Genomic DNA, 12,873 nt, shown 5'->3' with positions numbered 1-12,873 from the left:
CCTATTATTATATGAACATTTTCTTCGTTCGTTTGGGAATTCATCCAGGGTGGTTTGAACATTCAACACTTTCATCATTTCTTTTAGTGGGACAGACACGAACAAGCCCACTGCTGCATAGGTATGAATAGGGAAGCCAAAGAAACGGGGGATGAAACCAATGCCCGGAATACTTACAGTTGTCGGTTATATTATCAAAGAATTTTACTTATTCGTTTCCTATGTGAAAAACAACGCTTTTCCCCAGCCCTTGTCATCTCAGGATGAAAAGAGATATCTGAAGCTAATGAGCGAGGGAGACGGTGATGCCCGTAACATCCTGATCGAACATAATCTCAGACTTGTTGCCCATATCGTCAAGAAATTCGAGAATACGGGCGAAGATACTGAGGATTTGATTTCGATTGGGACAATTGGTTTGATAAAGGCCATTGAGAGTTATTCGGATGGGAAGGGTACGAAGCTGGCCACATATGCGGCGCGATGCATTGAGAATGAAATCTTGATGCATTTAAGGGCGACAAAGAAAACGAAGAAAGATATTTCCCTGCATGATCCGATCGGTCAAGATAAAGAAGGAAATGAAATCAGTTTAATCGATGTACTGAAATCGGAATCGGAAGATGTCATCGATACGATTCAGCTCAATATGGAAATTGAAAAAGTGAAAAAGTATATTGATATTTTGGATGAACGCGAAAAGGAAGTCATTGTAGGCAGGTTCGGGCTGGATTTGAAAAAGGAAAAAACCCAGAGGGAAATCGCCAAAGAGCTTGGCATTTCCCGCAGTTATGTATCAAGGATCGAAAAACGTGCCTTAATGAAGATGTTCCACGAATTTTACAGAGCAGAAAAAGAGAAGGAAAAGAAAGCCAAAGGATAGGAATGGTAAAAGGCAAAGAGAGTGCGGGAAAATTTCCCCGCACTCATTTTTTAATATTTATTTCTGATCATATCTGCAAAAGCGTGATAAATCTCGATTCCCTGAAAAAGGAACATGCGTGAAGCGGTTAAAGATAAGACCCCTATCATAATAAAGCGAAACCACATATGAATCACTCCTCCATTTTAATTTTTATAAAATGTCAGAGCGTAAGGCTACGTAATTCGCCTGGAAAAAAACAGGACCGAGATATCGTCGGCGAAGATTTGAGTGAAAATAAAGAAAACTTAAAATCGAAAATTCGAAAAAGAGAATAATGATAAGAGACTGCCAGGAACTCAAGGAAGGCACGAAAGGCTGTTTCTTGTCGGCCTTATCCCAATGGTGCGCATCGGTATGTTCCTCAATGTTTAGCTGCTGTGCATGATGATGGAACTGTATGGGCAGTGTCCAAAGGAGCAGGATGATGGCAGACATGTGAATAAAGAATTTCATATGAATCAACCACCCCTTTCCCAAGAATATATTCATCATAACATGCTTTTAATCAGGGATATAGAAAAATGTTCCGACAAAATACTGAAAATTCCTTTTAATTAGAAAAATGTTGCATTTACCTCTATAATGGGATTAGTGATAAAAAGGGGGCAATGCATGATGGGATATTCTTTGACATGGGATTTGGATATCTTTTTTAAAGGAGGAAGCTCTTCTAAGGAGTTCCTGATTTTTTTAGATGAAATCAACGACGAGGTAAAAGAATTAGACCGAATTGTAAGCAATATCAATCCAGAAGGAAATGATGAGAGCCGTTTAATCCAGGCATTTGATCTTTTTAAAAATACCAATATGAAATCCACGCAGGCAAGTGCATTCATCGGCTGCCTTGAAGCTCAAAATGCACAGGATAAAAAGGCTGGTCAGCTGCGGATCAAACAGATGAAGATAGTCGCTTCACTAAAAATGGTGTTAAGCAAGCTGGATGAAAAGTTGATACAGCTTGATGATGCTTTCTTTAAAAAAATTCTCGAAAAAGAACCATTGAATGAATTGAAATTCGTATTGAATGAACGTCGGGAAAAGGCAAAGGAAAAGCTTTCCGTGAAGGAAGAATCATTAATCACTCAATTGGCCATGGACGGTTTCGAAGGTTGGAGCCAAATGTACGATACGATCGTCGGTTCAATGACCATCCCTTATAAAGGTGAAAAGCTTTCTGTAGGCCAAGCGGCGAATAAATTTTCCGATCCTGATGAAAGGAACCGGAAAGAATTATTTACTGCGTGGGAACAGGCTTGGGAGGGAAAGAGTGACCTTTTTGCCAGGACTTTGAACCACTTGGCCGGATTTCGTCTCAGTGTGAATGAAAAACGGGGCTGGGATGATATTTTGAAAGAGCCTCTTGAAATAGGGAGGATGAAAAAAGAAACCCTCGAAAGCATGTGGAATGTAATCGCCGATCATAAGGAGCCGCTTGTGAGGTTTTTAGAAAGGAAAGCGGAGTTACTGGATTTGGATAAATTAAGTTGGGCGGATTTGGATGCACCGCTCGCTGTTACAGCAGAGACCAAAGTAATGGATTATCAAGCAGGTGCAGACTTCATCATACAGCAATTCTCTAAGTTCGGCTCTCAATTAGCAAACTTCACCCAAAAAGCTTTTGAAGACAGCTGGATTGAAGCGGAGGACAGACCAGGTAAGAGACCAGGCGGTTTTTGCACCGGCTTTCCATTAAATAAGCAGTCAAGAATTTTCATGACGTATTCAGGCACCCCATCCAATGTATCGACATTGGCCCATGAATTGGGACATGCATTCCATTCATATGCGATGAGGGAGATCCATCCATTGAATCGGTCATATGCCATGAACGTTGCTGAAACCGCTTCTACTTTTGCTGAAATGGTCGTTGCGGATGCAGCTGTGAAGGAAGCTGCCAGTGAGGAAGAAAAGCTGGTGCTTTTAGAAGATAAAATTCAGCGATCCGTGGCATTATTGATGAATATCCATGCCCGCTACTTATTCGAAACAAGGTTTTATGATGAGAGGAAACAAGGGTATGTCAGTGCCGAACGGTTGAATGATCTGATGGTCGATGCACAAAAAGAAGCTTATGGGGATGCTTTAAGTGATTATGATCCAACGTTCTGGGCTTCAAAGCTCCATTTTTATATTACAGGTGTACCATTTTATAATTTTCCGTACACATTCGGATACTTATTCTCATTAGGCATATACGCGAATGCCCTGAAAGAACCAGCAGGATTCGAAGAAAAATATATCGCTCTATTGAAGGATACCGGTTCCATGAAGGTCGAGGATTTGGCTGAGAAACATTTAGGCGTCGATTTGAAGACCCGGGATTTTTGGGAAGAAGCGGTCAATGCCTGTATGGAGGATGTAGAAGAATTCTTGCGCTTGACCGACCCCCTGGTCCGAAAAGCTTGAGATGGGTTTTCGGAGGGAATATGAATGAAAAAAGCGGATGTCCGGTATAGGACATCCGCCTTTCTTATTTAAACTTTCTTCAATTTAAATGGACTGACCATAAGTAATGATAATATAATCATGAGGGATAAGAAAAAGACCGGATGGAAATACGGGATGGCTAGATAACTTAAAGTAGCGATGCAGCCCGCAACCGTAATTGGCACTCCTGTAAAATATCCATTGCTTTCACTTATATTGAAGCGGGCGAGACGAAATGCGCCACAGCCAATATAGAAAACCGTGAAGAGTGTGCCAGGTGCTCCGAATTCTATTAATATTCCTTGGTATAATAATAGAGCTGGTGCGACTCCAAAGGATATGATGTCACACATCGAGTCAAGTTGCTTACCCAATTCCGATTCAATGTTGAATTTCCGAGCAACCATACCGTCAAAGCGATCTGCAAGGGCAGCCAGGAAAATTAATAACAGGCTTAAATTCAATTGGCCGTGCATTACGGCAATTATCGCAAATCCACCAAGGGATAAATTAATTAAAGTAAGTATATTTGCTGTTTGTGCTTTCAATTTTTTAATGGATTGATCTAGGGCGTGTAATAAAAACATCTTTTCACTCCTTTCAAATGAAACAAATTAAAACAAAATATAGTAAACATAAGTATTTATTATATAATAATATTTTATTTAACACAATTTATGCAAGAGGATTTTAGAATAATTTTACAATTTGGAGTGGATTTATTTGTTTCAGTCTTTGTATCGCATTCTTATTGAACTGACGAATGGTCAGTATTCATCGGGTTTATTAAAGCATTTTAGCCAATCTCGTTGGAGCAGGCCCTTAATTTTACTATATGTAAAAACATTTAATCTTAATCAAGAGGAATTTGGTAAGGAGGTAAAAGCTTATACGAACCTGCACGAGCTATTTACCAGGCAGTTAAAGGCGGATGCCAGGCCAATTACGGCAGTTCCTTCTGCGGTAGCTTGTCCTGTGGACGGTGTTCTTGAGGATTCAGGGGAGATACGCGCTGATAAAAATATCGTCGTTAAGGGAAAGGTATATTCAATGGAGGAAATGCTCGGGGATGAGCTTTTTTTGGAAAAGTACTTAGGGGGCAAATATCTCGTGCTATACTTAAGCCCGAGTCATTATCATAGGATCCATGCACCAATAAAGGGTTCCGTGGTCAAACGTTGGACTCTTGGAAGGAAATCGTATCCCGTTAATAAATGGGGGATGAAATATGGAAAAGAGCCTTTATCAAAAAATTACCGGACAATAACTGAACTTCAAAATGAAGCGGGAAGTCTGGCAATGGTGAAAGTCGGGGCCATGTTCATAAATTCGATCGTCATTACTGATGAATCGGATGAATTGGAAAAAGGACAGGAATTTTCTTATTTCAGCTTTGGGTCCACAGTGGTGCTTCTTTTTGAAAAAGGGAGTTTTGAACTTGAAGGAAACATATCCATTCCCGCAGATGTCCGTGTGGGTGAAACAATCGGATTCATGAAGGCCGTCTAACTTCAAATGAAAATAAGAGGCTGACATTTGATGTCAGCCTATGTATTTCATATTAAAATATTGATCGGATTTTATGTGTCAGGGATCTTCGATGAATTTCCGTTTCTATGAGGCGGATGAAATCGGTACTCAACTTTAAATTCTGTGCTTTAAAATAGGATTCAAGCAACAGGTCATCAGATAGTTTTTGCATCAGAACGCCATTTGCGGCTGCTCACCTCCAGTAGGAATTGCGGGGAATAATTTGGTACTTACTTGCATATATTGATAAGTCTTCCTTGATGTACCCCTACTGTATCAGAAATAAACGTGGAGAACAATCGTTCTGTTATCCACAGTTGAAAGTGGATAACTTGTGGTTAAGTTGTTTACAAGGTAGGCGAAATGGTGCACATCAGTATGGGAAATGTTAGTAAAGTTATCCACAGGTTGAATAAATGAAATTTTTGTCGAAATCTTTTATGAATAATTAGTTCTTTTGTTCTGGTCAGACTGCAAATTTCCCATTATTTAATGAAAAATGCCTTTCCATATCAGAAAACATACATTATGATGTTTCTTTACCGACAGCCCTTTTTTCCTAATTTTTTTTGAAAGTGTGCTGAAAATTCGATATGATGGAGACGGTAAATTTTAACGAAAATATAGAGGTGTCAATATGCTTAAATTATTTTTGCCGAGTGAACATGTTAAAAGCATTTTTAATATAGATCCTCAAGAATTGAAAAAAAGAGGGATTAAGGGAGTCATTACCGATTTGGATAATACTCTCGTTGAATGGGACAGGCCAACTGCCACCCCCGATTTAATCAAATGGTTCGACAATATGCGGGATCATGGGATTTTAGTGACGATTGTGTCCAATAATAATGAAAATCGGGTTCGGGCTTTTTCCGATCCGCTTCACATTCCGTTTATCTTCCAGGCCAGAAAACCGATGGCAAGAGCTTTCCATAAGGCCCGTAAGACAATGGGGTTGAAATTGGAAGAAACGGTGGTAATCGGCGATCAGTTATTGACGGATGTATTGGGAGGGAACAGAGGCGGGTTTCATACGATCTTAGTGCTCCCTGTAGCACAAACCGACGAATTCAGGACAAGGATCAATCGTTATTTTGAAAGAAAGATCATGGCGTTTTTTAAACGAAAAGGAATGATAGAATGGGAGGATCACAATTGAACAATCATCAAGAATTAGTGTGCATCGGCTGCGGTGTGAAGGTCCAGACTGAAGATCCGAAGGAATTGGGCTTTGCCCCTAAATCAGCTCTGGAAAAGGAGACCATCGTTTGTCAGCGCTGCTTTAAATTGAAACATTATAACGAAGTTCAGGATGTTTCCTTAACAGACGATGACTTCCTGAAAATCTTGAATAAAGTAGGCGAAACCGACTCTTTAATCGTCAAAGTCGTCGATATTTTTGATTTCAATGGAAGCTGGCTGCCTGGCCTGCATCGATTTGTAGGAAGAAATGATGTTCTTCTGATCGGAAATAAGGTTGATTTATTGCCAAAATCCGTAAAGCCGAACAAGTTGATCAATTGGATGAAGCAATCGTCCAAGGAATTGGGTCTTAACCCGGTTGATGTCCTGCTTGTCAGTGCGGAAAAGGGAAAGCACATACTTGAAGCGGCTGATGCGATTGAGCGGTATCGGAGAGGTAAAGATGTCTATGTAGTGGGTTGTACGAATGTAGGGAAATCGACTTTCATCAACCGTCTTATAAAAGAAGTGAGCGGAGAAGGTGATATCATCACGACTTCCCACTTCCCTGGGACTACCTTGGATATGATCGAAATTCCTTTGGATGATGGACAGGCATTGATCGATACACCAGGAATCATTAATCATCATCAAATGGCTCACTATGTGGACAAACGGGACTTCAAGGTGATTATGCCGAAAAAGGAAATCAAACCGAGAGTGTACCAACTGAATGAAGCGCAGACGCTATTTTTCGGAGGGTTGGCCCGGTTGGACTATGTCTCAGGCGGAAGGCGTTCATTGACATGCTACCTTTCGAATGAATTGAATATTCACCGTACAAAACTCGAAAATGCCGATGAATTGTATAAAAACCATGCCGGGGAATTACTGACGCCCCCACGGCCTGAACAAATCGAGGAGTTTCCGAAGCTGATTCCACATGAGTTCTCCTTGAAAGATGGTAAAATGGATATTGTGTTTTCTGGTCTTGGCTGGGTGACGGTCAATGAGCCGGGAGCGAAAATCGTTGCACATGTTCCAAAGGGCGTCAATGTGATCGTTCGCAAATCATTAATCTAAATATAGGGGTCGTCAAGTCTATGAAAAAGATATATGGGGTAATGGGAGATCCAATTGCACATTCGATGTCACCGGACATTCATAATGATGCATTTGAAAAAGAAAATATAGAAGCGGTTTATCATCATTTTCATGTGACGAAAGAAGGTTTGAACGATGCCGTGAAAGGCATGAAAGCCCTTGGTATAGAAGGGTTTAACATCACGATTCCTCATAAGACTTCAATCATTCCTTTCCTTGATGAAGTGGATGAACTTGCCCTTGCAATCGGGGCTGTAAATACGGTTGTTAACAAAAATGGCAGGTTTATAGGGTATAATACAGACGGAAAAGGATTTTTCAAATCTTTATGCGATGAAATATCAAGTGACATCAAGGCTAAAAAAACGTTAGTGATCGGAGCGGGCGGTGCTGCGCGTGCGATTTATTTTACCCTTGTAAAAGAAGGGGTAAAGCAAGTTGATATTGCAAACCGGACAAAGGAAAGAGCGGCCCAGCTTGTTTCTGATTGCCCATATGATAAAGTATCGAAGGCACTCTCGATTATCGAAGCGGAAGAAAGCTTATCACAATATGATTTAATCATCCAAACGACTTCTGCTGGAATGAGCCCGGAATTGGATCATTCACCGTTAAAGGTCGACCAGCTTAAAACCGGTGCAATTGTCAGTGATATCATCTATAACCCCTTGCAAACCAAACTGCTTCGTGAAGCGGGGGAAAAAGGGGCGGAAACGCAAAATGGTTTGGGGATGTTCATCAACCAGGCTGCGCTCGCATTTGAGATATGGACAGGCATTATGCCGGATACAGCAAGAATGACAGATATTGTCTTGAACAAACTAGGAGGTAACACATGTTAACAGGAAAACAGAAAAGATTTTTACGATCAAAGGCCCATCACCTCAATCCAATTTTTCAAGTTGGTAAAGGCGGCGTCAATGATAATCTCATCAAGCAAATTGGTGAGGCGCTAGAAGTACGTGAATTAATTAAGGTCAGCATCCTTCAAAACTGTGAAGAGGACCGCGATGATGTGGGACTTTCTTTATCAAAAGGTGCACGGGCGGAATTGGTTCAGATTATCGGCAACACAATTGTGCTGTATAAAGAATCAAAAGAAAACAAACAACTTAAATTACCTTAAGGAACCTATCTATGAAAAAAATTGGAATTCTTGGCGGTACATTCAATCCTCCGCATATCGGGCATTTAATTATAGCGAATGAAGTGCTGGATGCCCTTGACCTAGATGAAATCAGGTTCATGCCGAATCACGTTCCTCCGCATAAGGAAAAATCGGAGGAAGTAACCGATATGGACAGGCTGGCCATGTTGGAAAACGCGCTAGCCGGAAACCCATCTTTTTATATTGAGGGTATTGAAATAGAAAGAAAAGGCACATCTTATACGTATGACACAATAAAATTGCTGAAAGAACTTGAGCCAACCAATGAGTTCTATTTCATAATTGGCGCAGATATGATTGAGTACTTACCAAATTGGCACCGTATCGACGAGCTGGTGCATATGGTCAATTTCGTCGGTGTGAAGCGCCCTGGATATAACGAAAAGACCTTATACCCAATCACGATGGTGAAAGTCCCCCAGATGTTCATTTCGTCTTCCATGATACGAAGGAAGTTAAGAACGGGGAAAACCGTGAAATATTTAATAGCAGATCCAGTGGTGAAGTATATTAAAGGGAATGGTTTATATGAATCGTGAGAAAGCATTGGCGCTGGTCAAAGAACAAATCACCGAGCGCAGGTACATTCATACATTGGGTGTGGTCGAGTCAGCGATTGAACTTGCTGAACGGTATGGTGCCGACGTCAAAAAAGCCGAACTGGCAGCCATTTTCCATGATTATGCAAAATTTCGTCCAAAAGAGGAAATGGAGCAAATAATAATCGCTGAAAAAATGGACCAGGCTCTACTTGAATACAATATGGAGCTGTGGCACGCTCCTGTCGGGGCTTATCTGGTGAAAAAGGAAGCTGGCATTCAGGACGCTGAAATCTTGGATGCGATTGCCTATCACACGTCTGGCAGGGTTGGCATGAGCCTATTGGATAAAGTCGTATACCTTGCTGACTATATTGAGCCGGGACGTTCTTTTCCCGGTGTCGATGAAGTCAGGCAGACGGCAAAGCAAAATTTGGATCATGCTGTCATTCAGGCTTTAAGGAATACAGTTGTTTTTTTAATGAAAAGAAATCAGGCAATTTACCCTGACACATTTAAGACATATAATGATTTGATCATGAATTTGAAGGAGAAGATGTAATGACTGAACGTGAACTTCTTGTAATTGCAGCAAAAGCGGCGGACGATAAAAGAGCGGAGGATATCGTGGCATTGAACATGCAAGGTATTTCCCTAGTAGCGGATTACTTTTTGATCTGCCACGGTAATTCTGAAAAACAAGTACAAGCAATAGCTCGTGAAATGAAGAGCAAAGCTGATGAATCAGGAATCAATGTAAAACGTCTTGAGGGTTTTGACGAGGCGAAATGGGTGCTTGTTGATCTTGGCGATGTAGTGGCCCACATTTTCCATAAAGATGAAAGAAATTACTATAATCTCGAACGTTTATGGGGAGATGCACCTTTTGAAGATCTAGAGAGTGAACTGACTTCATGACGTACGAACGCTTTGCCTATGTATACGATGAACTGATGAAGGACGCACCTTATGAAAAATGGCTGATGATCCTTACGGCGAAGCTGGAACAGTACGGAATTGGCGGCAGGAAAGTCCTGGATTTAGCGTGTGGAACCGGGGAAATGACCGTTGAATTGGCGCAACACGGTTTCGAAGTCACCGGTGTGGATTTATCTGATGAAATGCTTCTTGTTGCTAATGAAAAAGCGGTTAAGCTTGGATTATCGATTCCGCTTTTCCAGCAGGATATGGCAGAACTCGAAGGACTTGGCCAATTTGATTGTGTCACGATTTTTTGTGATTCGCTGAACTACCTTCGTAATGAGGAAGATATAGTCAAGACGTTCAGCCGGGTTCATGAGCATTTGAAAGATGGCGGATTATTTTTGTTTGATGTCCATTCCATTTATAAAATGGAAGAAATCTTTCGTGATAATACGTTTGCTGTCAATGGTGAAGAAGTATCCTATATATGGGACTGCTTCCCAGGTGAAGAACCTTATAGTGTGGAACATGATTTAAGTTTTTTCGTAAGGGATGATGAAAACGGTCTGTATGACCGGTTTGATGAGTTGCATTATCAACGGACCTATCCGGTTGAACAATATAAAAAGTGGTTGGAGCAAGCAGGTTTTACGGTTTCTGAAATTCTGGCGGACCTTGAAGAAGCACCGCTTGTAGCGGAAACCGAAAGAATCTTATTTGTAGCCAGTAAATGATAAAGAGGTCAAGAGCCTCCGTTCGTACATCTTACTGTACGAGCGGAGGTCTGACCTCTTCTTTTTTATACTTTCAGAAGGAGTTAAAGATATTGATTGCGAATATTAATAAGGATGGCCGAACTGCTCTTCAACTTCGTGAAGATCCTCTGCAAACTTTTCATGTGTCGCTTGAAAAAGATGATGGAACATTTCCCCGGTTTCCGCTTCTAAAACCTTGATCCCCTCACCTGTTATTCCACCCTTTACACAAACCTTTTCCTGTAAGGTCGGCAATGTATAAACCCCTTTACCGAGCAGTTCCCCTAAGCCAACCAGCATATTCTCAGTCAAAGTCGTAGCCGTTTCTTTATCTATCTTCGTCGTTTGGCAAGCCGCGTCAATAAAAGCTTGTGCTAAATAGCTGAAAAAGGCAGGACCGCAGCTGACGATATCGGAAGCTACCCGGGTGATATCATTTTCAATGATGACCGGTGCCGATATGGCAGAGGCCAAATCAAATAAAGCTGACACTTTCTCCTTACTGCAGCTCTTGCTGAAGCTCAGTAACGATACCCCTGAACCCACACGGTTGGTTATGCTCGGGATAAAACGGGCACAAGGGGCGTTCACGGCGGATTCAAGCTGGGAAACTGAAAGCGGGCTTGTGATGGAAATAACCAGCTGATCCCTTTTTATATGATGTTTGATGTCCTGTAATAGGCTGTTAATTTGCAATGGTTTTACACAGAGAAAGATAAAGTCCGCTTGTTGGACGATTTCGGCTGCGCTTTCCGCAACCTTGATACCAGGGTGTTTTTCTTTCAGTAGCAATGCTTTGGAAAGCGTGCGATTTGTAATGATTAGATCTGCCGGATTCAATATTTTTGCCTCCAGCCATGCCTCGATTAAAATGGTTCCCATATTTCCGGTTCCGATAACACCGATTTTCTTCAATTCCGATCAACTCCTCTCACTTAAAGCGATTGATTCTCCTAGAAACACTATGTATTTTTAATCTGTCCTATGACAATGTATGGTGCGAAATCCAATAAGGAGGTAAAGAAATGGAAGCGATTTTTAAACGGAAATGGATGTTGGTAACTGTTGCCGTGGCATTTGTGGCAGCGGGCATTTACTTTTTTTTGCAACAGGGGGAGGATCCGGCTGATACAGAAGATATTTTTGCCATTACTGCAAAAGATGCTGAAATTAAACAAAGTGAAGAGGAAACGCCTGCCGAACCTGAGATCATTAAAGTGGACGTTAAAGGAGCGGTCAAATCCCCAGGCCTATTCACTGCACAGGCAGGTGACCGGGTGATCGATTTGATTTCGGCTGCGGGGAGTTTTACGGACAAGGCTGATAAAGATAAAGTGAATTTTGCTCAAATCGTCGAAGACCAAATGGTCATTTATGTTCCGGAAATAGGTGAAGAAGACGAGGGGAAGCTGGAGAATATGCAAGTCGGGCCGTCTGGTGATGCCGTCTCTGGGAGGACATCAGGAGGACTGGTGAACTTGAATACAGCTACACAGGAAGAATTGGAAACCTTGACGGGAATTGGACCATCAAAAGCGAATGCAATCCTGGAATACAGAGAAACGGTAGGGAAATTCAAGGAGGTCGATGACTTGAAGAAGGTAACGGGAATCGGCGATAAAACGTTTGAAAGGTTACGGGATTCCATTTCGGTTAAATGAATGATTGAATATGCTACACAAATGGCCAGGAAGAGGGTAAAATTGAAGAAAATCATTCTAGTGGTAAGGGGATAGGGATAGAACATGAACAGAATTAGTTGGGATCAATATTTCATGGCGCAAAGCCATTTATTAGCTTTAAGAAGCACATGTACACGCCTCACTGTAGGGGCGACCATCGTCAGGGACAACCGAATCATTGCGGGGGGATATAATGGGTCCATTGCGGGAGGGACGCATTGTATTGATGACGGCTGTTATGTAATTGATAATCATTGTGTCAGAACGATACATGCAGAAATGAATGCACTTTTACAATGTGCGAAATTTGGGGTGCCCACTGATGGTGCAGAAATATATGTAACGCATTTTCCATGTCTTCAGTGCTGTAAATCACTCATTCAAGCTGGCATAAAGGCTGTTTATTATGCGGAGGATTACAAAAATCATCCATATGCCCTGGAATTATTCAAACAGGCAGGTGTCAAGACCGAGAAAGTTGAAGCAAAAGGGGCCATCGATGTTAATGGAAAACAAAAAAAGGACTTTGTATTTTCATTGCTGGCTCAGCTTGAACGAACAGACCTGACAAAAGAAGATTTAATGGAGTTGGAAAAGCAGGCCAATCAAATATTTGAAAATTAAAAAGGACGGGGGG

Annotated in this window: 17 protein-coding genes; 13 read left to right on the top strand and 4 right to left on the bottom strand. The window is 41.4% G+C overall.

What is annotated here, in order from left to right:
- Nucleotides 1-160: 160 nt before the first annotated feature.
- Nucleotides 161-883, top strand: a complete 723-nt coding sequence (gene sigK, locus N0M92_RS05320) for an RNA polymerase sporulation sigma factor SigK (protein WP_048682796.1) — start codon at nucleotides 161-163, stop codon at nucleotides 881-883.
- Between the two features lie 192 nt (nucleotides 884-1,075).
- On the opposite strand, the gene N0M92_RS05315 is transcribed toward sigK, so the two are convergent.
- Nucleotides 1,076-1,378, bottom strand: a complete 303-nt coding sequence (locus N0M92_RS05315; protein ID WP_260284754.1) for a hypothetical protein — start codon at nucleotides 1,376-1,378, stop codon at nucleotides 1,076-1,078.
- A gap of 162 nt (nucleotides 1,379-1,540) precedes the next feature.
- Between N0M92_RS05315 and N0M92_RS05310 the strand changes: the two genes are divergently transcribed.
- Nucleotides 1,541-3,331 carry a M3 family oligoendopeptidase gene (locus tag N0M92_RS05310; protein WP_260284843.1) on the top strand — a complete coding sequence of 597 codons (1,791 nt, stop codon included), beginning with the start codon at nucleotides 1,541-1,543 and terminating at the stop codon, nucleotides 3,329-3,331.
- Between the two features lie 68 nt (nucleotides 3,332-3,399).
- On the opposite strand, the gene pssA is transcribed toward N0M92_RS05310, so the two are convergent.
- Nucleotides 3,400-3,939, bottom strand: coding sequence for a CDP-diacylglycerol--serine O-phosphatidyltransferase (gene pssA, locus N0M92_RS05305; RefSeq protein WP_192205680.1), 540 nt, complete (start codon nucleotides 3,937-3,939; stop codon nucleotides 3,400-3,402).
- A 136-nt stretch (nucleotides 3,940-4,075) separates the two neighbouring features.
- On the opposite strand from pssA, the gene N0M92_RS05300 reads away from it, so the two are divergent.
- Nucleotides 4,076-4,861, top strand: a complete 786-nt coding sequence (locus N0M92_RS05300; protein WP_260284753.1) for a phosphatidylserine decarboxylase — start codon at nucleotides 4,076-4,078, stop codon at nucleotides 4,859-4,861.
- A 52-nt stretch (nucleotides 4,862-4,913) separates the two neighbouring features.
- Here the strand turns inward: N0M92_RS05300 and N0M92_RS05295 are convergent, their stop codons facing one another.
- On the bottom strand, nucleotides 4,914-5,054 hold the full coding sequence (locus N0M92_RS05295; protein WP_034311351.1) for a sporulation histidine kinase inhibitor Sda: 141 nt from the start codon (nucleotides 5,052-5,054) through the stop codon (nucleotides 4,914-4,916).
- Nucleotides 5,055-5,519: 465 nt separating this feature from the next.
- Here N0M92_RS05295 and N0M92_RS05290 point away from each other — a divergent pair, with 465 nt between their 5' ends.
- Genes N0M92_RS05290 through N0M92_RS05255 form a run of 8 tightly spaced genes read left to right on the top strand, consistent with a single transcriptional unit; the run spans nucleotide 5,520 to nucleotide 10,533 of the window.
- Nucleotides 5,520-6,041: a YqeG family HAD IIIA-type phosphatase gene (locus tag N0M92_RS05290; protein WP_192205677.1), complete on the top strand. Its 522-nt coding sequence runs from the start codon at nucleotides 5,520-5,522 to the stop codon at nucleotides 6,039-6,041.
- Nucleotides 6,038-7,147: a ribosome biogenesis GTPase YqeH gene (yqeH, locus tag N0M92_RS05285; RefSeq protein WP_397443805.1), complete on the top strand. Its 1,110-nt coding sequence runs from the start codon at nucleotides 6,038-6,040 to the stop codon at nucleotides 7,145-7,147. Before N0M92_RS05290 ends, yqeH begins: the two co-directional genes overlap by 4 nt.
- A 20-nt stretch (nucleotides 7,148-7,167) precedes the next feature.
- Nucleotides 7,168-8,010 (top strand): shikimate dehydrogenase, encoded by an 843-nt coding sequence (aroE, locus tag N0M92_RS05280; protein ID WP_260284751.1) that lies wholly within the window; start codon nucleotides 7,168-7,170, stop codon nucleotides 8,008-8,010.
- Nucleotides 8,004-8,294 (top strand): ribosome assembly RNA-binding protein YhbY, encoded by a 291-nt coding sequence (yhbY, locus tag N0M92_RS05275; RefSeq protein ID WP_076365174.1) that lies wholly within the window; start codon nucleotides 8,004-8,006, stop codon nucleotides 8,292-8,294. The genes aroE and yhbY overlap by 7 nt, the downstream gene beginning before the upstream one ends.
- Nucleotides 8,295-8,305: 11 nt before the next feature.
- On the top strand, nucleotides 8,306-8,875 hold the full coding sequence (locus N0M92_RS05270) for a nicotinate-nucleotide adenylyltransferase (protein ID WP_260284749.1): 570 nt from the start codon (nucleotides 8,306-8,308) through the stop codon (nucleotides 8,873-8,875).
- Complete coding sequence (gene yqeK / locus N0M92_RS05265; RefSeq protein WP_192205660.1) at nucleotides 8,865-9,437, top strand: bis(5'-nucleosyl)-tetraphosphatase (symmetrical) YqeK; 573 nt, start codon at nucleotides 8,865-8,867, stop codon at nucleotides 9,435-9,437. Before N0M92_RS05270 ends, yqeK begins: the two co-directional genes overlap by 11 nt.
- The gene (gene rsfS / locus N0M92_RS05260) at nucleotides 9,437-9,793 is read left to right on the top strand and encodes a ribosome silencing factor (protein ID WP_034308569.1); all 357 of its coding nucleotides are present in this window, start codon (nucleotides 9,437-9,439) and stop codon (nucleotides 9,791-9,793) included. The genes yqeK and rsfS overlap by 1 nt, the downstream gene beginning before the upstream one ends.
- Nucleotides 9,790-10,533, top strand: coding sequence for a class I SAM-dependent DNA methyltransferase (locus tag N0M92_RS05255; protein ID WP_260284748.1), 744 nt, complete (start codon nucleotides 9,790-9,792; stop codon nucleotides 10,531-10,533). Before rsfS ends, N0M92_RS05255 begins: the two co-directional genes overlap by 4 nt.
- A gap of 105 nt (nucleotides 10,534-10,638) precedes the next feature.
- Here the strand turns inward: N0M92_RS05255 and comER are convergent, their stop codons facing one another.
- Complete coding sequence (gene comER / locus N0M92_RS05250) at nucleotides 10,639-11,469, bottom strand: late competence protein ComER (protein ID WP_260284747.1); 831 nt, start codon at nucleotides 11,467-11,469, stop codon at nucleotides 10,639-10,641.
- Nucleotides 11,470-11,579: 110 nt separating this feature from the next.
- On the opposite strand from comER, the gene N0M92_RS05245 reads away from it, so the two are divergent.
- Nucleotides 11,580-12,215: a helix-hairpin-helix domain-containing protein gene (locus tag N0M92_RS05245; protein WP_260284746.1), complete on the top strand. Its 636-nt coding sequence runs from the start codon at nucleotides 11,580-11,582 to the stop codon at nucleotides 12,213-12,215.
- An 84-nt stretch (nucleotides 12,216-12,299) separates the two neighbouring features.
- Complete coding sequence (locus N0M92_RS05240; protein WP_192205654.1) at nucleotides 12,300-12,860, top strand: ComE operon protein 2; 561 nt, start codon at nucleotides 12,300-12,302, stop codon at nucleotides 12,858-12,860.
- Nucleotides 12,861-12,873 lie beyond the last annotated feature (13 nt).

The organism is Peribacillus aracenensis (assembly GCF_025175645.1).
GTDB lineage: Bacteria > Bacillota > Bacilli > Bacillales > DSM-1321 > Peribacillus > Peribacillus aracenensis.
Note: the sequence above shows the minus strand (reverse complement) of the source record. Positions and strands in the feature narration are given on the sequence as shown.

Bases quoted from the DNA above. Each gene is read 5' to 3' on its own strand.
- sigK (WP_048682796.1), top strand. From the start codon at position 161: ATGCCCGGAATACTTACAGTTGTCGGTTATATTATCAAAGAATTTTAC.
- N0M92_RS05315 (WP_260284754.1), bottom strand. From the start codon at position 1,378: ATGAAATTCTTTATTCACATGTCTGCCATCATCCTGCTCCTTTGGACA.
- N0M92_RS05310 (WP_260284843.1), top strand. From the start codon at position 1,541: ATGGGATATTCTTTGACATGGGATTTGGATATCTTTTTTAAAGGAGGA.
- pssA (WP_192205680.1), bottom strand. From the start codon at position 3,939: ATGTTTTTATTACACGCCCTAGATCAATCCATTAAAAAATTGAAAGCA.
- N0M92_RS05295 (WP_034311351.1), bottom strand. From the start codon at position 5,054: ATGCAAAAACTATCTGATGACCTGTTGCTTGAATCCTATTTTAAAGCA.
- N0M92_RS05290 (WP_192205677.1), top strand. From the start codon at position 5,520: ATGCTTAAATTATTTTTGCCGAGTGAACATGTTAAAAGCATTTTTAAT.
- aroE (WP_260284751.1), top strand. From the start codon at position 7,168: ATGAAAAAGATATATGGGGTAATGGGAGATCCAATTGCACATTCGATG.
- yhbY (WP_076365174.1), top strand. From the start codon at position 8,004: ATGTTAACAGGAAAACAGAAAAGATTTTTACGATCAAAGGCCCATCAC.
- N0M92_RS05270 (WP_260284749.1), top strand. From the start codon at position 8,306: ATGAAAAAAATTGGAATTCTTGGCGGTACATTCAATCCTCCGCATATC.
- yqeK (WP_192205660.1), top strand. From the start codon at position 8,865: ATGAATCGTGAGAAAGCATTGGCGCTGGTCAAAGAACAAATCACCGAG.
- rsfS (WP_034308569.1), top strand. From the start codon at position 9,437: ATGACTGAACGTGAACTTCTTGTAATTGCAGCAAAAGCGGCGGACGAT.
- N0M92_RS05255 (WP_260284748.1), top strand. From the start codon at position 9,790: ATGACGTACGAACGCTTTGCCTATGTATACGATGAACTGATGAAGGAC.
- N0M92_RS05245 (WP_260284746.1), top strand. From the start codon at position 11,580: ATGGAAGCGATTTTTAAACGGAAATGGATGTTGGTAACTGTTGCCGTG.
- N0M92_RS05240 (WP_192205654.1), top strand. From the start codon at position 12,300: ATGAACAGAATTAGTTGGGATCAATATTTCATGGCGCAAAGCCATTTA.